General features: G+C 31.5%; 16 protein-coding genes and 2 pseudogenes. 1 reads left to right on the top strand and 17 read right to left on the bottom strand.

Annotation, left to right across the window (positions count from 1 at the left end; all coding sequences use genetic code 11):
* Positions 1–194 precede the first annotated feature (194 nt).
* From BLW20_RS14820 to BLW20_RS01560, 7 genes and pseudogenes are all read right to left on the bottom strand, one after another.
* On the bottom strand, positions 195–317 hold the full coding sequence (locus BLW20_RS14820) for a hypothetical protein (RefSeq protein WP_317039269.1): 123 nt from the start codon (positions 315–317) through the stop codon (positions 195–197).
* Between the two features lie 391 nt (positions 318–708).
* Positions 709–1,920: an ATP-binding protein gene (locus BLW20_RS01590; protein ID WP_091095642.1), complete on the bottom strand. Its 1,212-nt coding sequence runs from the start codon at positions 1,918–1,920 to the stop codon at positions 709–711.
* 107 nt (positions 1,921–2,027) lie between these two features.
* Positions 2,028–2,444 (bottom strand): annotated as a pseudogene (locus BLW20_RS01585) (sugar transferase); the annotation flags it as partial.
* A gap of 9 nt (positions 2,445–2,453) precedes the next feature.
* Positions 2,454–3,929: a Fic family protein gene (locus BLW20_RS01580; RefSeq protein ID WP_218143506.1), complete on the bottom strand. Its 1,476-nt coding sequence runs from the start codon at positions 3,927–3,929 to the stop codon at positions 2,454–2,456.
* 576 nt (positions 3,930–4,505) lie between these two features.
* The gene (locus BLW20_RS01570) at positions 4,506–5,678 is read right to left on the bottom strand and encodes an ATP-binding protein (RefSeq protein WP_262492792.1); all 1,173 of its coding nucleotides are present in this window, start codon (positions 5,676–5,678) and stop codon (positions 4,506–4,508) included.
* A 171-nt stretch (positions 5,679–5,849) separates the two neighbouring features.
* A pseudogene (locus tag BLW20_RS01565) lies at positions 5,850–6,239 on the bottom strand (glycosyltransferase); the annotation flags it as partial.
* A gap of 87 nt (positions 6,240–6,326) precedes the next feature.
* The gene (locus tag BLW20_RS01560; RefSeq protein WP_091095631.1) at positions 6,327–7,463 is read right to left on the bottom strand and encodes a DegT/DnrJ/EryC1/StrS family aminotransferase; all 1,137 of its coding nucleotides are present in this window, start codon (positions 7,461–7,463) and stop codon (positions 6,327–6,329) included.
* A 248-nt stretch (positions 7,464–7,711) separates the two neighbouring features.
* Here BLW20_RS01560 and BLW20_RS01555 point away from each other — a divergent pair, with 248 nt between their 5' ends.
* Entirely contained in the window at positions 7,712–10,150 is a 2,439-nt protein-coding gene (locus BLW20_RS01555) for a DUF4838 domain-containing protein (RefSeq protein WP_091095629.1), read from the top strand.
* 67 nt (positions 10,151–10,217) lie between these two features.
* Here the strand turns inward: BLW20_RS01555 and BLW20_RS01550 are convergent, their stop codons facing one another.
* The 10 genes from BLW20_RS01550 to BLW20_RS01505 are packed head-to-tail and all read right to left on the bottom strand — an operon-like array spanning position 10,218 to position 20,031.
* Complete coding sequence (locus BLW20_RS01550; protein ID WP_091095627.1) at positions 10,218–11,228, bottom strand: ATP-grasp domain-containing protein; 1,011 nt, start codon at positions 11,226–11,228, stop codon at positions 10,218–10,220.
* Positions 11,229–11,232: 4 nt separating this feature from the next.
* Positions 11,233–12,147: a 1-aminocyclopropane-1-carboxylate deaminase/D-cysteine desulfhydrase gene (locus BLW20_RS01545; protein ID WP_091095625.1), complete on the bottom strand. Its 915-nt coding sequence runs from the start codon at positions 12,145–12,147 to the stop codon at positions 11,233–11,235.
* Complete coding sequence (locus BLW20_RS01540) at positions 12,119–12,670, bottom strand: GNAT family N-acetyltransferase (RefSeq protein WP_091095622.1); 552 nt, start codon at positions 12,668–12,670, stop codon at positions 12,119–12,121. The genes BLW20_RS01545 and BLW20_RS01540 overlap by 29 nt, the downstream gene beginning before the upstream one ends.
* Positions 12,671–12,675: 5 nt before the next feature.
* Positions 12,676–13,290, bottom strand: coding sequence for a sugar transferase (locus tag BLW20_RS01535; RefSeq protein WP_091095621.1), 615 nt, complete (start codon positions 13,288–13,290; stop codon positions 12,676–12,678).
* 3 nt (positions 13,291–13,293) lie between these two features.
* Positions 13,294–14,496, bottom strand: a complete 1,203-nt coding sequence (locus BLW20_RS01530; RefSeq protein WP_091095619.1) for a glycosyltransferase family 4 protein — start codon at positions 14,494–14,496, stop codon at positions 13,294–13,296.
* A complete protein-coding gene (locus BLW20_RS01525; protein WP_091095616.1) occupies positions 14,493–15,515 on the bottom strand; it encodes a glycosyltransferase family 4 protein in 1,023 nt (340 codons plus the stop codon). The genes BLW20_RS01530 and BLW20_RS01525 overlap by 4 nt, the downstream gene beginning before the upstream one ends.
* Complete coding sequence (locus BLW20_RS01520; RefSeq protein WP_091095614.1) at positions 15,505–16,764, bottom strand: hypothetical protein; 1,260 nt, start codon at positions 16,762–16,764, stop codon at positions 15,505–15,507. Before BLW20_RS01520 ends, BLW20_RS01525 begins: the two co-directional genes overlap by 11 nt.
* Before the next feature lie 3 nt (positions 16,765–16,767).
* A complete protein-coding gene (locus tag BLW20_RS01515; protein ID WP_091095611.1) occupies positions 16,768–17,637 on the bottom strand; it encodes a glycosyltransferase in 870 nt (289 codons plus the stop codon).
* The gene (locus tag BLW20_RS01510) at positions 17,634–18,629 is read right to left on the bottom strand and encodes a polysaccharide pyruvyl transferase family protein (RefSeq protein WP_091095609.1); all 996 of its coding nucleotides are present in this window, start codon (positions 18,627–18,629) and stop codon (positions 17,634–17,636) included. The genes BLW20_RS01515 and BLW20_RS01510 overlap by 4 nt, the downstream gene beginning before the upstream one ends.
* A 1-nt stretch (position 18,630) precedes the next feature.
* On the bottom strand, positions 18,631–20,031 hold the full coding sequence (locus tag BLW20_RS01505) for a lipopolysaccharide biosynthesis protein (protein WP_091095607.1): 1,401 nt from the start codon (positions 20,029–20,031) through the stop codon (positions 18,631–18,633).
* Positions 20,032–20,336: the final 305 nt, after the last annotated feature.

Raw genomic sequence — 20,336 nt, 5'->3', positions numbered from 1 at the left:
GAAACGAAAAATATCAACTAACGTCACTTCGAGTGAGATTTCTGTAACGAAGTGGAAGAAATTTTGTATAGAGAAGTCTTTTTATTTAGTTCCCAATACAAAATCTTTCAGATTTTTACCCGAACTGACGAATTTTTGTCCAAATGCACAACAGGTTCTTAATTGTTTTTTGTTCTTGAGCAGTGAAAACTATTTTAGTTTGATTTGATAACTCTTCCCGGATTGCCAACAACGGTTGCATTATCAGTAACATCTTTAATGATTACCGCTCCTGCTCCGATTAAAGAATCTTTTCTTACAATTTTAACTCCTGTCATAACTGTTGAGCCAATTCCATCACTTTTTCTTTATTTTTCTGGTATTGCTAAAATTTTAACGGAAGCTTTTTAATGATTATTTGGCGGATAAATTTCTAAACTTCTTTTTTGATTTGCTCCGTAGGAGCTTTCTGTTTGTAGAATTTAATGTGTGATTTTGAATTAGCTCCGTAGGAGCGACCTGTTGATGAACCTTTTTTACAGGTCGCTCCTACGGAGCTGTAGATTTTACCTGTTTATTAGCTATGAACAGATAATCCCTACGGGATTTTCCTGTTTACAAAAAAGTTTAAACTACTTCATTGTTATAGTTCAACCCTTAATTCGCATTTTGAATAAACAGACATCGGAACGGTGGTGATGCGGATTATTTTTGGATTATTCATAAAATTTAAAATGTTTCTCTTGATAGAAAATCCGTAATATACAAATGTTTTATTCCTTCGATATTATCTTTCCAAAATTCGTCCATTGTTACCACATATTTCGGATATTGGTCATCAACAGCTAAAAGATTACCAAATTCACGGTTTACGGTTTCTTGATTTTCTAATTTATAAGCCACTTGCACATATATTTTTTCGTTTCGTTTTTCTGCTACAAAATCAATTTCGTTAGTACCAAACTTTCCTACATATACGTTGTAGCCTCTTCGTTTGAGTTCTAAAAAAACAATGTTTTCTAAAATTCCCGAAATCATTCTGTCCCGAAATCCCATTAAAGCATAGATAATCGAAACATCACTTACATAAAATTTTTCCAGTGTTTTGAGGATTTCTTTTCCTTTAATATCATAACGTGGCACACGATACAAAATGAAAGCCCCTTCCAAAGCATTCAGGTAATTGTAAACCGTATTGACATCGACTCTTCGTTGCTGACTTTTGAAATAATCGGCTACATTTTTGCCCGAAAAAGTATTTCCGATATTGTCAAAAGCATATTTAATGACCCGTTCCAACAGCTCAATATCACGGATTTTGTAGCGTTGAACCGTATCTCTCAAAATAACCGACGAATAAATATCATAGACCACTTTGTAAGCCGTTTCTTCAGAATAATCAGCCGTATGAATCACCGGAAAACCTCCGAAACGAAGAAAATGCACAAAAGAATTATCAATATTTTTTTCTTTGAAATAATGGTTTCTGAAATCTAAAAATTCCTTGTAAGAAAGCGTATAAATTGGCATTTCGACATATCTTCCTGCCAGATAAGTAGCTAATTCAGAAGATAATAAATGAGAATTAGAACCTGTGAGATAAATATCCACATCGAAATCAACCAAAAATGAATTGACCGCTTTTTCCCATTGCTCCACTTCCTGAATTTCATCTAACAAAAGATAATATTTTTGCGAGTTTTTGATTTTCTCTTTTACGTATTCGTAAAGTTTTTGAGCTTTTGTCAGTTCAGAATAAACAAAACTTTCAAAATTTAAGGTAATAATTTGTTCCTCTTTGATGCCTCTTCGCAACAATTCTTCTTTGAGCAAACGTAGCACAACCGATTTTCCCGAACGTCTGATTCCGGTAATAATCTTTACCTGTGGCTTGTCGATAAAGGGTTTTAAGTCTTCTATGTAATTTGGTCTTAAAATCATTTTTTATGGTTATGATCACAAAGATAGTTTTTTATTTTTAATTTTTAAGGTTATAACCATAAAAAGATTTTTATTTGTAAACTTTTTACAGATATAACCTCAATACCCCAACCCGAAATGCCTGGGCGTACTTCATGCCTGCGTTTTTGTTCTGCATTGTACAAAGGCAGGTATTGTGGTAATAACGGGCGTGGACCAATCAAACTCATATCGCCTTTTAATACATTGATTAATTGCGGAATTTCATCTAAAGATGTTTTACGTACAAAAGCACCAATAGTTGTTAAACGGTCAGCATCGGGTAATAAATTTCCTTGTGCATCTTTTTTATCGTTCATCGTTTTAAACTTCACAATCTTAAAGATTTTCTCATTCAACCCTGGGCGTGCCTGAAAGAAAAATGGTTTTCCTTGATTGGCAAAGTACAATCCTATCGTTACAACGATAAAAATCGGGCTTAATAACAGCAATCCGAAAAAGGCTGCAAGGAAATCAAAAAGGCGTTTGAAAAAGTTTTTGTACATTGATTAAGGTTATTTATTCTGTAATTGTTGTTTCAGTTTACTCCCTTTTTCTGTTAATCGGTAACGTTGCAATCTGCTATTGGGCTTATCAGGAATAGTCATTTCTATTAAACCTTGCTCTAAAGCAGGTTTAAGATAGTTTTTAAGAAAATAATTTTTATGTTTAAATTCTAATTTAAGCTGTAAATCAGCTCTTTTCATCGGAATATTTTCTTTACCCATCACTTTTAGTAAGTCACTAACTGGGTCACTAACTGGGTCACTAACTTGTGTAAGATAATCATTAGAAAGATGAACCGTTACTTCAAACACCGTCATTAAATCAAAATTAAAAATCGCTTTTCCGTTGCCATTTTCCAATAATTCTTCATTAACTCTTGAAACACCACGACTGAAACGGTTTACATAGCCCAATACTTTCATTGTTTCAGCAATTATAGGATTACGGTAATCGTTTACATTCGGAAAATTTTCCGGACGGGCGTTGCCATACAACCCTCCTGCATTCATAATTTCGATACGGTCGTCAAACTGATACAACCGAACAGGCATATTCGACTGATAATCTCTGTGCATTACAGCGTTCATAAGCAACTCCCTCAATGCCCAATACGGATAATTCAAAACCTGTTCTTCCCGAAGCACCGACACCGGCACAGGTTTTCTTTCTACCAATGAAGTATCTATAAAACTGTCCAGTTTATTCAGCATTGTAATCAGATTTGCCGAAAACTTAACCTCCCGCAAAACACTCGCTTCCCGACCTGTTCCACCAAATCTAACGTATTGTACATAAGCCCCAGGCAAAAAGTATTCCGGTTTTTTGCCTAATAACAATATACCGGCAACTGTAGGCGTCTTAGCAGTGGTATCAAAAAGACGAAGCGATGCCATTTTGTCGCTTAATGCCCTTGTATCACGCTCCAATAATTCGTTATCTATTGCTTTTGGCAAGTAATGATGTTTGAAAAGCTCTACATCTATATCTTCTAACGTTGAATGAGCCAACGAACAACTATCAAAAGTTGTGATTCCGACTTGTCTTTTTTCAATTAGGATACGTTCTTCTGCTTCGTTGGCTACCGCTTTTCTCGGTCCGATACGAATCCAAACTTTGCCTTTATATCTTACAGGCGGAAAAAACGAAGGTTTTACTTCCACTACAGCCACATCGCCATCGGGAAAAGATTTTTTTTCAATATGAATAATCGGAGGAGGTAGTATATTTCCTTCGGAACGCAAAGCTCCCAAGTTTTTCAGCAAATCATCGGTAACTTTTAACCCTGAAAGCGTGCCGTTATCTTTCACGCCAATTAATAAATAACCGGATTGCCTGTGATTAGGAAAATCATTGGCAAAAGCACACACTGCTTCCGAAAACTTATCCGTATTGCTAACCGAAACAGTACGCTCGATACGGTCGCTTTCTCCGGAAGTAATTAGGTGTATGATTGCTCTTGGGTCATTTATAGATATGATTAACAACTAAACAAAGTTACTGTTTATATTGATAAGAGAATACGGTTAAAAAAATAAAACAAACTTTTTGGTAAATTTATTAAATAAATGCGACGTCCTGCACAGGTGAAGAGAATGTTCATTGTTTGACTATAGTTTATTACTTGTTGTGCATTTAGGAAACAAAAATATCAACTAACGTCACTTCGAGTGAGATTTCTGTAACGAAGTGGAAGAAATTTTGTATCGAGAAGTCTTTTTATTTAGTTCCCGATACAAAATCTTTCAGATTTTTACTCGAACAGACGAATTTTTGTCCAAATGCACAACAGGTAGTTTATTATCTTTTATTAATACATTTTCTACTTCCTCTGTTAGTTTTTGTTTATTAGGAAGTATCGTTACATATTTAGAGGTAAATACTTTATTCTTAAACCCGTCCAAAATATATTCTGCCGTAATTTCATCTTTTTCAGCACAAAGAATGATTCCAAACGTCTAAATCTTTATGCGTTTTCATTGTATCATTAATTTTCTTTAAACTCCTAATCCAAGTTCCCTATTTCTAGTCCCTGTTTTCTAATCTCTGTTTTCTAGTCCCTGTTACCATCTATTGGTCAAAAAACTTTTTAAATCTATAGCAGCTATGCCCCCTATGGTATTTCCTGAAAAAGTATCCATAGTTATGACCATTTTAGGATAATTGTCTTTTATCTTTTGCAAATTACCAAATTCTCTTTGAATTGTTTTTTCTTCTAATAATGATAATGCTACCTGAATATATACCTTTTCACCGTTTTTCTCGGCTATAAAATCAATTTCGTTGGCTCCTAATATACCCACATTAACCGTATAATTATGGGCTACCAAATGATTATAGACCACATTCTCCATTATTTTTCCTATATCTTGCGGGCGGTACCCCCAAAGTGCATTGCGAATACCTAAGTTTTCAAAATAATATTTCTCTCCTATTTCAAATAATCGCTTGCCTTCTACATCATAGCGTTTTACCTGATGAATTAAAAAAGCACTGGCAAGATGCTGAACATAAATTTGTACCTGATTGGGTGCTATGTTAGTTTTTTGAGATTTTAGAAAATCACTGATTTTTTTGGCAGAAAAAATGCTCCCGATATTGGAGGCTAAGAAAAATATTAATTGCTCTAAAAAAGGCGTATTGCGAACAGCATACCGGTTGATGATATCTCTAAAAACGATGGTTGAGTAGATGTTTTTAAGATATTCAAAAACAACATTGTCTTCTAAGGCTATATGCTTCAAATAAGGCAAACCGCCATATTTCATATATTTTTGTAAAGACTCATCGGTATCGCCTATCTGCTGAAAGGTTAAAAACTCTGTATAAGTCAAACTATATACTTGTATTTCTATAAAACGTCCGCTCAGTCTTCCTGCAATATCTCCGGAGAGCAACTCCGCATTGCTGCCTGTGCAATATAAATCAATAGAATTGTTTAACAATAAAGAACGTAAAGCATCCTCAAAATGCTCGATTTCCTGGATTTCGTCTATAAAAACATAATTTTTTTCCGTTTCCGACAGATTTTCAAGAACATAATTATTTAAATCCGACGCATTTTTTATTGCTCTAAAAGCCAAATCCTCTTTGTTGATATAAATGATGTTGCTTTCAGAGTCTTTTTCTTTGATAATTGCCATTAACTGAAACAACAAATGACTTTTCCCAACACGTCGCTGACCTGTAAATACTTTTATCAGGCTTTTTCCGATAAAAGGCTCTACTTTATCTATGTATAAAGGACGTGGAATACTATTTTGGGATGTTCAGATTCATGACTTATTACGATTATAACTTTCTGTAAAATTACAAATAATTATAGATATAACTATAACTTTACGGTAAAAATAAAAACTTCAAGGTATAACTATAAGGTAAATTGTCTAAAAAACAACTGAGAAATCGGTTAACTTCTCGACAACATCTAACACTTTACGTTTTAAACCAGTTGCTTCCATTAAAGGCATGCCTGCTACGGTATGTAAACGAATGGGTACACCCGCTAATTTAGCACCTAACATTCCGACAATGCCTGCTTTGGGAGTATGAGAATGTACCATTAGTGGTTTTTCTTTTTTACATAACTTATAAAATTTCCACAAAGATTTTAAATCTTTGACTGGCGAAATAGTACGGGTCATTTCCAAAGCAACCGTTTGGACTGCTTCTTCGTTCTGTACATCTTGTAATTCCTTACCTTGGCTAGACACACCTACTACTTCAAAACCGTTTTGTGACATAAAACGGTGTAGACTTTTTAAAAAGACTTTTAGAGAAAGAGGAACGGTTGTGATGCGGAAATCATAAATAGATTCTGTATGATGAAAAATAGTTTGGAAATTTAACTAAAAACGACTGAATTACTCCAGTCGTTTTATATATTATTTTCCAAAAACTTCTTTCACTTTCGTTGCAATACGCTCGCGTTCTTCGTCGGTTAAATTAGAACCTGATGGCAGGCACAGACCATTTTCAAATAATTGTTCTGATACATTCCCTCCGTAATAAGGCGAATTAGAAAATACAGGTTGTAAATGCATTGGTTTCCACAACGGACGTGATTCGATATTATCTTCCAACAATGCCAATCGCAAATCTTCTCTGCTGTTACCGGTAACTTTCGGATCAACGATAATAGCCGATAACCAATGGTTAGAATAATAGTCCGAATCTGGTTCTGCAAAAACGGTTACTCCGTCAATATCTTTAAATAGTTGTACATAAAAATCGTGCATTTTTCTGCGAGCTTCTACTCTACTTGGTAAAACTTCCATTTGTCCTCGACCAATTCCGGCACAGATGTTACTCATACGATAATTGTAGCCAATTTCCGAATGCTGGTAATGTGGTGCATTATCACGAGCTTGCGTTGAAAGAAAAACGGTTTTATCCTTGTCTTCCTGCGTATGGCAAACCAATGCGCCGCCGCCTGAAGTGGTAATGATCTTGTTGCCGTTAAACGACAATACTCCAAAACGACCAAACGTTCCACACGCTTTTCCTTTGTAGGTAGAACCTAAGGCTTCTGCTGCATCTTCAATGACCGGAATGTTGTATTTATTGGCAACAGCCATTACTTCATCTACTTTGAAAGGCATACCGTATAAATGCACAGCTACAATGGCTTTTGGCGTTTTTCCTTTGGCAATGCGGTCTTTAATAGCTTCTTCCAACGCAACCGGACAAATGTTCCAGGTATCGGGTTCTGAATCTACAAAAACCGGAATAGCTCCTTGGTAAGCAATAGGATTGGCAGATGCCGAAAACGTCATCGATTGGCAAATGACTTCATCGCCTTGTGAAACACCGCATTCAATCAATGCCAAATGCAATGCCGCTGTTCCTGCTGACAATGCCGCTACTTTTACATCGGTTTTCAGAAATTGCTCGATGTCTTCTTCAAAACCGTTTACATTTGGTCCTAGCGGAGCTACCCAGTTGGCATTAAATGCCTCGTGGATGTATTTTAATTCGTTGCCACCCATGTGTGGAGAAGACAACCATATTTTATCGTTCATTAGGTTTGTTTTATTGCAAATTTACTTAAATTTATAAAATTGAAATGTCTTTTATCTTAATAATTCTACTTGGATTTCTTAATACAGTTGTACTGACAGGAATTACAGAGGGTTTATTTATTGTATTTTTGGCTTCGAACACCGAATGCTGAGATTCTTAAAATACAGGTATCTGTTTCGGATTGAATGTAATTTGTTTACTTCGTAATATATATATACATTTATAGTGAATTTAATTACTCATTGCTATGAAAGATAAAATTTTTCTAATCTATATACTTTTTTTAGCTTTTGTTTCTTGTGCAAAAGCTGAAAACTTTAAACTTACAGAAAATGGTCGTTCTAATAGTACAATTATCATTGATAAAAATACTTCAAAAGATATATATACAAGTGCTAAAAATTTACAGTATTATATTGAGAAAATAAGTGGTTGTAAAGTTCCAATTGTAAACAATAAACAAAATGCACATGGAATACTAATTTATATAGGCAATAAAAAATATAATGAAGTTAGTACTTCACCACCTGAAACTTGTTATATAGAATCTAAGAATAATAACATTTATTTGTCTGGTGCTAATAATACGGCTACAGCTTATGCTGTTTATACTTTTATTGAAAATGAATTAGGTATTCGATGGTTTGCTCCAGGGACTGATTGGGAATATATTCCTGCTCTAAAATCTAAAGATCTTGAAGTTTCATTTGATAATTATACCATTAAACCTGATATCTCACCTAGATTTTGGTCGTCACACAACTATAATGAAGAATGGGATAACTGGAATCAATATAATAAAACAATTAATCCTAGTGGAAAAACAGCACCTTGGAGAGATTTTCAAAATAATATTTTTAAAATTTTTCCTCCCGAGAAATATACTAAAAAGCATCCAGAATATTATCCACTTATAAATGGAAAAAGAAGAATTCCTTTAAAAAGCGATAAATATTGGTGGCCATGTATTGGTAATCCAGATGTTCAAAAATTAACGATAGAATATATTAAAGACTATTTCAAAAAAAATAGTAGTGTTACTTCATTTTCTCTTGGAATGGATGATGTATATAATATGTGTGAATGTGATTTGTGTAAAGCCATGGATGCACCAAACCCCAATAATAATACCCGTAATTATACAGACCGCTATTATACGTTTGTAAATATTGTAGCTAAAGAAATAAAAAAAACATATCCAGAAAAATATATTGGTACTTTAATTTATCTACATACACAAGAACCTCCTCAGGCAATTAATCACATTGAAGATAACGTTTTTGGATATATGACACAAGATTGGGCAAAATGGTCTAATGACTCTTCAAAGAAAAACTATAAAAAGCAAACCAAAGACTGGAAAAAGTATATTAATCATCTTTCCAGATATAATTATATTGGTTTTAATTCTATCGCCCCTCGTTTTTTTCCACATAGTTTAGACCAAGCAATGAAGTTTGATTCTAACGAATCTATTGAAGGAATGTATTCTGAAATATACACATTCCTTCCGCATACAGCTCCTATGATATGGGCATTTTCTAAATTGCAATGGAATACCAGTCTAAACATAGACGATTTGTTAGACGAGTTTTATAACAAAATGTATGAAACTTCCAATAAAGAAATGAAAAAGTATTATGAACTACTTGAAAATTGTTGGGATACTCCTAAGGATAAATATACAAAGGATGTATACAATAATCCAATTCAACAAGCTTTAGTAATGGATGAGAATGATTTAAAAGAAGGCTTCCGACTTCTAAATCAAGCATTAAATAGTTCAAACAATCAACTTGTAAAAAATAGAATTACTATTGTGAAAGACGGCTTAACATTTTATAGTTTTTATGTAAAAGAATATGCTTTATTAAAAAAAATTAATTCTATACAAATCACGAATGGCGACAATGCTAAAAAGGTCTACACACTTATTGAAGATTTTAAAGCATTAACTAATGAACGTCATTTATTTTGGAATAAAGTGTTTAAACAAAAAAATATTTTAGGCGTAAATGCCACAGCCTTTAACAAAAATAACTCATTAGAAAAAGATATCTTGCGTCTTGAAAGCCTTGTTTTGACCCCCTCTATTAATTTGATTGATTGGTATCAACAAAATAATGAACAAAAGCAATTGAATAAAGAAATAACTGTACTTGTAGATAATTTTCCTGATAATTATATAAAAGAATCTCTTACTGCTTATCAAAAATTTTCACGCGCTAATATAAATCCTAAATCAATATCAACTAATATTCTGGGAACCAAATGGACAACATGGTCTCGAATCCAATCAGCCGAATTTCATATAAAAATAGATGAAAATAAAACAAAAGAATACGTTATTAATTCTATGCAAAGAAGAGACGAAACAGGTATTTATCTACAAAATATTAACAATTTAAAACCGGGAGCTACTTATATGGCAAAAGTTATGGTAAAAACCGATCCCGTCCATTCTGAAAATGTAACATTAGGATTAAGATTAAGAGCTAAAAATCAATGGTATACCTCAAATATCCATACTACTTCTATTAAAACTACAGCTGTAGCTAATAGTAATTATCAAACCTTAATTGTTACTATTACCCTACCTAAAGATGCAGACGGAATTTCATTTCAAATGAACACCAATAATGCTACTGCTCAATTTAAAAACCCTGAGTTATACAAAATAGATTAAGCCGATAAACTCTGTTAACTGTTCCTATTCCATAAAAAAGCACGAATTATAAAAATTCGTGCTTTTTTTAATTCACTTTCAACAACCTGTCACATTTAGAAAACATTACTCCTTCTTTGTAATCTGAATGTTCAGAAATATTATGATTTCCTTTTAACCATTCAATATAAATTGCTGCAGTATTATTACCAGCTTCATGTGAGAATGGATATCCTCCTCCAAATCGTGGATTTAATTCTAAAACATAAAGTTCTCCATTATGTTCAAAAACATCACAATCCAGGTTTCCAATATGATGCAGGTTTTCACCTATGATTTTACCAATTTGATCAAATCTTGAATCGATAACTGAAATGGCTTTATCGGTTTCACCTGAACGCATTTGTAGTTTTTGACGTACAAATGTTCCCACATAGTTTCCTTCGAAATCATTTAAAACATCCATACCATATTCTATTCCCGGGATTTTTTCTTGAATTAAAATCGCATGGTCAATGTCTTCTTTACTAGCTTCGGCTAAGATGGTTCTTTTTAAACGAATAGTTTGTAACTTATAAGCTAATTCCAATTCTTCCATATCCTCTGGAAAATCAATTCCGATAGAAGCACTTCCCCAACGAGGTTTTACAACCAATGGAAATTTCAGTTCTCCTGATTCGATAGCTCTTTTTGCTTCCTGAAAGTCAATAAAAGTTTTAGGTGATTTTAAACCATTTTCTTCTAAAAACTTTACCGTTTCCCATTTATCAAATGCTATTTTTATCGCCTGTTCGTCTGCTACAATTACCTTAGCTCCTAGCAATTCAATATCTTTTTTTGATTCGCTTAAAATAGGTAGTTCTAAATCATTTAACGAGATTACGCAATTAATTTTGTTTTCTTCTACAATTTTTAACAACGAAGGGATATAATCAGCACTATAAATTGCAGGAACTTGAATCGCTACATCTGCATCGACTAAGGCAGGTGCAGTTAATTGCATGTCTGTTGCGAAAACCTTTCCTTCTCCCTTTAGGGCTTCTTTGAAATAATTGATTAAATAATTGCGTCTTCCGGCGCAAGTGAAAAGTATATTCATAGTTCTATTCTGCTAAAAAATTAAATATTCCGCCTGTATGCCAAAAGAGGATATTTTTTTCTTCTAATTTATTTTTTTTTATATAATCTAACATTCCGTAAAACGCTTTCCCAGTATAACAGGTATCTAAGGTAAAACCGTATTCTTTTATAGAATTTAAACTCAATTCTTTTAATTCACTATTGTATTGCCCATAACCACCCATCAAATAATCATCTAAAACAATAGACTCTCTATTTGAGCAATCAATATTATAATGACTACATAACTCTTTATAAAATTCATCTACAATTTTTGCCGCTGGTTCGCTCTTTCTACCCACTGAAATACCTATAAGTTTTGTATTTTTAAAACCATATTTATCTAAACCTGCTAAAATTCCTGATTGTGTAGAACCAGTACCCGAAGCATGAAAAATAAAATCAGGTGTCCAATTGTTTTCTGCACAATATTCTTTAAGTTCTTTTACAGCATCAATATACGCCAAGCCTCCTTCTAATGTATGTCCGCCGCCCCAAATATAATAGGGTTTGAAACCGTTATTTTCATACAGCCTCATCGCCTCGTCCATTGCTTTGCCAATTTGGTTAGCTTCTTCTACAAATACAATTTCTGCTCCCGAAAGACGCATTATTTTAGCATTACCTGATTGTTTTTCAAACTCCGTTTTTGAACCGTGCAATACCAAAGTGCATTTCATTTTATATTGAGCTGCAAAAATTGCAACCGCTCTGCAATGATTGGATTGAATTCCTCCCGTAGTTACTAAAGCATTGGTATTCTTTAAAAAAATGTCTTTTGCAATAGCATCCATCTTACGCCCTTTATTGCCTCCACCTAAAAATGGGTAAAGGTCGTCGCGGAAGACATAAAATTTATCATCTATAATATTAATCCTCGAATAAGAATATTTCATCATTCTCAATTCTATAATTAAATAATTCCTTTTTAAGATCCTCTTCTAAACATCCCATATACATACGATCTATTAAAACCCCATCTCTCAAGATTTCATTTCTTAGAACCCCTTCAACTTTATAACCAATTTTTTCACACATTTTAATCGAAGCAATATTATCACCATCAATAAAAGCCCAAATTTTTTTAACACCGGCGACTTCAAATGCATAAATAGATTTTAAAAACAATGTTTTTGTACCTATCCCTTTAGATTTATGCTCTGGATTAACCATAGTATAAGACTCTCCTTTACGAATAATATTATCAATACCTGTTAAACCATCCATAGCTAGAATAAAACCTTCTTCTTCAACTACTAGGTCGATTCTAGAAACATTTCCTTTATTATTTTGAAACCATTCTAGCGTTTTTTCAATTGTAATTGGTGGAGTAAAATGCATCGTTTCATAAATTTTAGGATTATTCATCCAATCTACTCTAGTTTGTAAATCCTGTTCCTTTAATCTTCTTAATTTTATCATTACTTTTATTTTAAAGATCTATATTTATCTAAAGTTGTACCTAATTTTGAAGGAATAATTTCAATATTATCTCTTTTAATTACACCTTTAATAGTAAGCAGTAATATTTTTAAATCATTTGAAAACGAGATATTCTCAACATATTTAGCATCTAATTCTAAACGATCATCCCACATTAGAAAATTCCTACCATTAACTTGTGCAAGACCTGTTATACCAGGTTTAACTGTATGTCTCAGTTTTTCTCGTTCTGTATAATAAGGCAAATATCTTACTAATAATGGACGTGGTCCGATTAACGACATATCTCCTTTCAGCACATTGATCAATTGCGGTATTTCGTCTAAAGAAGTTTTCCGTACAAAAGCTCCCATGGGTGTTAAACGTTCTGCGTCGGGTAAAAGGTTACCCTCTTTATCTTTCTTATCGTTCATTGATTTGAATTTAATGATCTTGAAAATCTTTTCATTCAGCCCTGGGCGTTCCTGAAAAAAGAACGGCTTGCCTTGATTGGCAAAAAACAAACCAATCATTACAATAATAAATACAGGACTCAACAGCAACAATCCGAAAAAAGCTGCGAAGAAATCTATAATACGTTTGATATAGTTTTTGTACATATTTTATTTCAACTTATCAGGTTTAACATTCTCAATTACTTCGACAAACTGTCTACATAATATTGATTTATCATAAACCGTTTCTGCCAAAGTTCGTGAATTTTGTCCCATTTCTATAACAACTTCTGGGTGTTCTTTTAAAAATAGTATTTTACCTACTAATTCCTGAGGCTTATTAGGGTTTACATAATAACCACACTTGTAGTCTTCGACCATCGCTTTTGTCCAGCCTGCAGAATTTACAATAATTGGTTTACCTGCTGAGAGTGAATCGAATAATTTATTTGGAGAATTGGTATATAAAATGGGTAAATCTTTAAAACTTACCATCGATACATCGGATAGGTTCACAATTTCAGACATTTCTTTCATTGGGAACCTACCTAAAAACTTCACGTTATTTAGCTGATATTTTTGACATTCTTCTATTAGTTTATCTTCTGTTGAACCTCCTCCTACAAATAAAAATTCTACTAAATTATTATCTTTTAACAATTTAGCTGATTCTATAATCGTTTCAGCTCCATTAGCTAATCCTAACGAGCCAAAATGAATGACTTTAAAACTATTGGGATTTAAACCTAACTTTTGTTCTAATGCTACATTTTTTTCTCTTGGCCAAAACTCGTCCATTTTTGCCATATTAGGAATCATAGAGGTTTTTTCTTTGGGAATATATTTAATCACTCCGTCTTGCATTCCCGGAGAAAGTGCAATGACGTGTTCTGCATTTTTATAAATTGTTTTTTCAAACCAACGGGTAGGTTTTACAATCAACGGACTTTTAAATGCTCCCATTTGTATAGGCACTTCGGGCCATAAATCACGAACTTCAAACACATACGTTACTTTTTTGAACCACTTCATATACAAAGCCGTAATTCCAACGGTTAAAGGTGTTGAGGTAGCAATAACCAAATCTATATTTTTTTGTTTCCGCGCTTCGGTAATACTTTTCCAAACAAACCCTAAAAAAGCTTTTAGTCTTGTAGCTATTGACATGTCTTGATTATAGGCTTCTTGTAAATAGATTACGTCGATTCCATCAATCATTACTTCTCTTCTTTTTTGAGTAGCTTTTGGATCAGTTGTAATCATCGTTACCTGATGACCATTCTTAATTAATTCTTGTGCTAACCAATAGGAACGCGTTCCTCCTGGTTCTTTTGGGGTTTTAAAATATTGGTGGATGTAGAGGATTTTCATAGAATGATTTTTTTTAAAATTTGTGATGCTTTATTTTTTGTATAATTTTCACTTTTAACAAAAGCATTTTTTTTCATAGTATTTATTAATGAAGGTTCCTTTAATACATTAATTATTTCTTTTTCTAAGTTATCCTTATTATCAAACTCATAAATAAACCCTGTCTTTTTATCTTCGATGAATTCCTGAGCATGCTTCCAATTACATGCCAAAACAGGAATACCAGATAAGTACGCATCTAATACAGTTCCGGGTAAACCTTCTGTATAAAAATGTGTAGGAAAAACCATTAAATCATATTTGTCTAATGTTACATATATTTCATTAGGATTCAAAACTCCTTTGTATTGTATCTTGGTACTTAAACTTAATCGTAATTGCAATTCTTTCTCAAAATCCTTTTGAATTTGTCCGTATAAATCAATAGAATAATTGTTTTTATCTAACAAAGCTAATCTACGTTCTATTTCAAATAAATCTAATATTCCTTTCCCTTCGTTTATTCTGCCCATATAAACAATTTTTATATCTCTTTCATCTACAGGATGAAATGTTGGCTGAAAAGATGTTTCTCGAAAGTTAGGAAAATAATCCAAATTTTGAAAACCAAATTTTTCTTTTAATTCACTTTTTACAGTGTAAGTTTCGCAAAAAACTTTTTCAATTTTTCCTAACATATTTTTTATTTCGGTATTTTTTGTCAAGAAATCTAACAGCCAACCGCCCACCATAAAATAATATATTTTTTTATTGAAAATTTTCGCTATTTTGTAGAGCGAAGGAAAAAAACTTTTAAGACTGTTATGCGCAGGCAAATAGTATATTTTTTTTGCCTGCAAAATCAAAACAAGTAATTTAAAAATACTTACTTTATTGTATTTTATGCTTTCTGTATCAAAATAACGCGCCGAAGCATCGAGTTCTTTTAGCAAAGCGTAAAAATTTCTAGTTTTAACCGTTTGCCCGTCCAGTTTGTTACTTTTAAAACCAAAATATCCTATAACAAGATTAGTTGACATATTTTCTATTTTGCTTTAGAATTAAAGATAAAACCATTATAAAAAAAGTATTTTGAGAAATAATTAAAAAACCCATAAATTCACCTTTTATATTTAAAACAATAGAGATAATTACCAAAAAAACAAAAAAATATTTATTTGTTTTATCTGAAACATGACTTCCTAAATATTTCTTTATTGTATTTAAAATTAGAAAATGGTAAAAAATAAAAAGTATTACTCCTATAAAACCATAGTATAACAAAGGTCTCATAAATCCAGCGTCTGTTGACATAAAATATCTTCCATCTGCCGTTGTGTATTCGCCAGCACCAAACAAAATAATTTCTTCATTTGGTATAAAATACATTCTATTAAATAACGCGTCTGTTGAACTTGTAGCGAGTCCATCGCCAGATTGATAATTATAATAAAACTCAAACGCCCAATCTTTAATGCTTTGAGGAATGAAATCTATAAAAAAACTTACTCCAATCAAAACACCTATTACAATAGGTATCAAATACAGTAGTGTTTTATAATCTTTTTTTATGGAGAATTTATTGTTTAAAAAGAAAAAGAGAATGGATAAAACAACAGCTACTAAAGCTGTTCTGCCTGATAAAAATATCCCAATAAAAATAAAACTTAATCTTATTAAATATTTTATTTTTTTTTCTGTAATGAACAAAAAGGTTGTTATAATAAAACCTATTCCCAACAAAGCATTTAATCCGTAAAATTGAGTAAATCCAAAACCTAAATTTCGCATTCCACCATATTGAGACAAGGATCTTTCAATGACTCCCAGAGCTTGTGTTGATTCCATTATTATTTTAAAAGAAGGACTCAATAAGCTTACAATCATAAACAATCCTTGCACTGCAAAACATATAGAGAGAATATTAAGAAAGTAATTATAGTTTTTACCTTCTTTATAAAAAATGGATAAATATAAGATTACAAGAATTAAATTAAACAACTGATTTACTACTGTTTCCAGCAAACTAAAATCATATACTCCATGAAAAACAGTTACAAAAAAAGTTATAATTATTATAATAAATAAGTAAAAAGCAATTTTGACAAAATCATTATTATTTAAAATTACTCTTAAATTTCTTCTACTTATATCAAATTTGATTACAAAAAAAAACAATAGAATTAATGCAAGTAGAAGACTTGAAGTTCCTAAAACAGGAATTCTAAATGTAAAAATTATACCAAATAGCAGTACTATTTCAAATATTTTATTTAAACCTAAAAGCATTATCTAATTTGATGATTTTATTTTTGATGCGATGTTAACAATTGTATTTCCCATTATTGGATATAACGTATTTAACGCTAATTTATAAAATTTAAGTCCGAACTGGTCTGATTTTCTTTGTACTTTCACTTCATTCGCTTTTATCTTTTCAAAGATATGGTTCATTTCATTTTTATCTTCATCTGTAAATTTTTTTTTCTTAATTACTTCTAGAACCAACTGATCCAATTCTTTGTTTTTTAAGGTACTCATAATAGAACCTGAAGATATACGATATTTTAGCAATACTTTGGGCAGATTGTCTATTTTTGCTTTTTCGGCAATTAAATTCCACAAAAAGTAATCTTCAAAATACTTTCCTATATGTTCGTTAAATCCCCCACACCTCAAAGCTATTTCTCTTTTAAACATAACCGTTGGATGTTTGAAAGGATTGCCCTTTTGGTTCATAAACTGGACTAATTTATCATGACCAATATACGGGGCATGGTAAGAAAGATGCTTGTCGTTTTCATCTATAATTTCTACTGCCGTCCCTAAAAGCCCAATGTCAGGATGTTTTTTCAAATAGGTCATTTGTTCTTGAAACCGATGTTTCAAACAAATATCATCAGCATCCATTCTTGCAATATAATTACCTTGAGCTAATTCTAACCCGATGTTTAATGTTTTTGCCAATCCTTGATTCTCTTGATCTATTAACCGTATTCTTTCATCTGTGAACGATTGAATTATTTTTAAAGAATTATCTTTAGAACCATCATTAATAACAATCAGTTCAAAATCTTTATAGGTTTGATTCAATACACTTTGAATTGCTTTAGCTACAAATTTTTCTGCATTATAAACCGGAAGAATTACACTTAATTTCATTCTGATATTAATTTTACGTTATCAAAATCTGCTAACCACGCATTAAAAAAGTTTTTGTTTTTTCCATAGCTATTATCAAAGATATACACTTCTTTGTTTAGCAGAACAGCCAAAATAAATCCATGTAAACGCGTTGAATACACGACATCATACTGATTAATAAATTCTATTCCTTTTTTTATATTATAATCTTTATAATCTCTTCGCTTAAGTCCATGAACATCATCGACTAAAAACTTAAAAGGTGTGTTTTTCAACTTTTCACTTCCTTTGGTTTCTATTATATTGTATAATACCTGAATTTTTCTTTTTAAAGTACCTTGTTCAAAAAAGCCCGGCCAGTCTTTAATTTCAACATTTTTTACATTATTAGAGGCCAATACATTTTCTATTAATTTCATATCTCCCAATTCTTTATCTACTCTTTTCATTAAAAGTGTTCTATTAGCTACTTTATCTGTATGAAATGCTGAAAAATCATTAAAAAAAGCCATATCAGGCAACAGATAAGTTTTACAAGATGTAAATTCTTCTGTAGCTATTTTATACGAAATATTATCTCTTACACACAGTACTAAATTTTTATGATTGTTGTATATTTCTTTATCTCTTAACAAGTTTACTCTACTCTCATAATGGATTGTTTGAGGCAGAACTATTATTTTGTTATTTGGAAATTTTTTTACAATTTCATTTCTAAATTTTTGATTAACTCCCCAAACATCACCAAAATTTCCCCCTCCTTGCAATAATATTATTGCATTATTTGGAATTTTTGAATCTTTAAAAGTATAAGGATTACAAGAATATAAACATTTGTGAGGTAATTCTTTTAAATATTCTAATTCCCCTTGCCATATTAATGTATCTCCAATATTTCTATAATTTGGGACATCTAATAATACATAGTCTCTATCTATGTGTTTATTCAGAGCGTCTCTCACTAATTGTCTGAGTTTCTCTATTTTTTCTTTATTTGGAAATGGTATCATATTAATTTTTTTTTAATATAAGCTTGTTAAATTTATTTGAAAGTTGTTGAATTATATCTTTATTATCATATACAACGAAAAATAGAAACACTAATAGAAAACCTATAGTTAGCCATTGGTTTTGCAAATATGTAACAATAAAAGCTATTAACACACAACCACCGTAAACATATAAATTTTTACTGGTACTGTCTATCTGTGTAATCTTTTTTATGCTTATTCTTCGGATTATAAATAATGTAAAATATCCAATTGCAATCGCTATTGCTACACCTAATAATCCGATAATATTTACCAATACTAATGATAGCAATATAGATACAATGCCTCCAAAAACAGTAGTTGTAAATATAATTTTTGTTTTTTTTGCACCTAAATAAAACGCCCCATAATATGCCGAAAAAGAATTAAATGCTGCACCTAAAAAAAGTATTGGCATATACTTCCAAGATTCATAATATTCTGTTGATAAAATCAAATTTATTACCCACTGTGATACAAGCGATAAAACTACTACCAAAATAAATTGAGCTTTTATCAATCCATTTAAAACAGAAGCGTTTGTTTTTGCATCTTTTTTTTCATAATCGACAATCGCTTGCTCCTGCCACGCTAACATAAAAATTTGGTTTATCATTACCATAATGATTGGAAACCTGTTCGACATCGCAAAAAGTCCATTTGCTGAAACCCCTAAAAAAAATAGTATTATATACTTATTTGCTGAGTTAATCAACCACCAACTAATAGTATTAGGAACTAGCGGCAAAGAATATTTGATTAAATCTGTGATTTCTGCCTTATCATAAAAACTAAAACGTAAATATTTATGAAATTTTATTCTATATACTATTGCCATACTCGCTAAAAAAAAAGCTACAATACTGGACAAAAAAATTCCCTCTACACCTAATTTGAATATAATTAAAAAAAAGACATTTGCTAAAACATATATGAATGAATACGTTATACCGTTTAAAGCAAAAAGTTTATTTTTTCCTAAACCTCTCGTTACTTGTTGCAGAAAAGGATAAATCATTGCTACAACAAACATTATTGTAATCCACCCTTGGTATTGAATTGGATTCAGAAAATATATCATCAATGATGCCAAAAACACTACAAGAATTCCCCCACAAAGAGCAATGAATCCATTGGAAATAATTTTTTGGGAATAATTGAAATCATCATTCTTTGTAATCAACCACCTAAACAAACTATCTGATATTTGAAAGGTCAATAAAGGAATCAAAAGGTTCATTGTAGAATTTACAATATCATAGTAACCAAATCCCTCTTTGTTTACAAAATAGCTATATAAGGGAACCAATAAAAAAATCAGAACTTTTGAACCAAAAGTTCCAACTGCATAAATTAAAGATTTTTTTAATAATGAGCTCATTAACTTGATAAAAGACTTATCAACAAAGGATAAGTTCTATTTAATATTTTATATTCTTTTTGCAATTCTCATCCTGTTTTTCATTGACTCTTCTAAATAAGTCTTAGGTTACTGATTTAACTCTCTCTCTGTTATAGAGTAATCTATCTGTATACATCTCTTTATTATCACCATATCTTTGCATTCTTTTATTTTATATGGAGTTTTTACTCTATTGGCCTTTTCAAAAGCACTAATCATTTCTTAAAACCATTGATTCTCTTCTACCAATGACTAAAAATTGAAGTACTCACTATTTTTTCTTC

The sequence above is a fragment of the Paenimyroides marinum genome, from assembly GCF_900108395.1.
GTDB lineage: Bacteria > Bacteroidota > Bacteroidia > Flavobacteriales > Flavobacteriaceae > Flavobacterium > Flavobacterium marinum.
The sequence above is the reverse complement of the archived record's forward strand: the minus strand, read 5'-3'. Positions and strand labels throughout refer to the sequence as shown.

Bases quoted from the DNA above. Each gene is read 5' to 3' on its own strand.
- BLW20_RS14820 (WP_317039269.1), bottom strand. From the start codon at position 317: ATGACAGGAGTTAAAATTGTAAGAAAAGATTCTTTAATCGGAGCAGGA.
- BLW20_RS01590 (WP_091095642.1), bottom strand. From the start codon at position 1,920: ATGATTTTAAGACCAAATTACATAGAAGACTTAAAACCCTTTATCGAC.
- BLW20_RS01560 (WP_091095631.1), bottom strand. From the start codon at position 7,463: ATGAACGATAAAATATGGTTGTCTTCTCCACACATGGGTGGCAACGAA.
- BLW20_RS01555 (WP_091095629.1), top strand. From the start codon at position 7,712: ATGAAAGATAAAATTTTTCTAATCTATATACTTTTTTTAGCTTTTGTT.
- BLW20_RS01550 (WP_091095627.1), bottom strand. From the start codon at position 11,228: ATGAATATACTTTTCACTTGCGCCGGAAGACGCAATTATTTAATCAAT.
- BLW20_RS01545 (WP_091095625.1), bottom strand. From the start codon at position 12,147: ATGATGAAATATTCTTATTCGAGGATTAATATTATAGATGATAAATTT.
- BLW20_RS01540 (WP_091095622.1), bottom strand. From the start codon at position 12,670: ATGATAAAATTAAGAAGATTAAAGGAACAGGATTTACAAACTAGAGTA.
- BLW20_RS01535 (WP_091095621.1), bottom strand. From the start codon at position 13,290: ATGTACAAAAACTATATCAAACGTATTATAGATTTCTTCGCAGCTTTT.
- BLW20_RS01530 (WP_091095619.1), bottom strand. From the start codon at position 14,496: ATGAAAATCCTCTACATCCACCAATATTTTAAAACCCCAAAAGAACCA.
- BLW20_RS01525 (WP_091095616.1), bottom strand. From the start codon at position 15,515: ATGTCAACTAATCTTGTTATAGGATATTTTGGTTTTAAAAGTAACAAA.
- BLW20_RS01520 (WP_091095614.1), bottom strand. From the start codon at position 16,764: ATGCTTTTAGGTTTAAATAAAATATTTGAAATAGTACTGCTATTTGGT.
- BLW20_RS01515 (WP_091095611.1), bottom strand. From the start codon at position 17,637: ATGAAATTAAGTGTAATTCTTCCGGTTTATAATGCAGAAAAATTTGTA.
- BLW20_RS01510 (WP_091095609.1), bottom strand. From the start codon at position 18,629: ATGATACCATTTCCAAATAAAGAAAAAATAGAGAAACTCAGACAATTA.
- BLW20_RS01505 (WP_091095607.1), bottom strand. From the start codon at position 20,031: ATGAGCTCATTATTAAAAAAATCTTTAATTTATGCAGTTGGAACTTTT.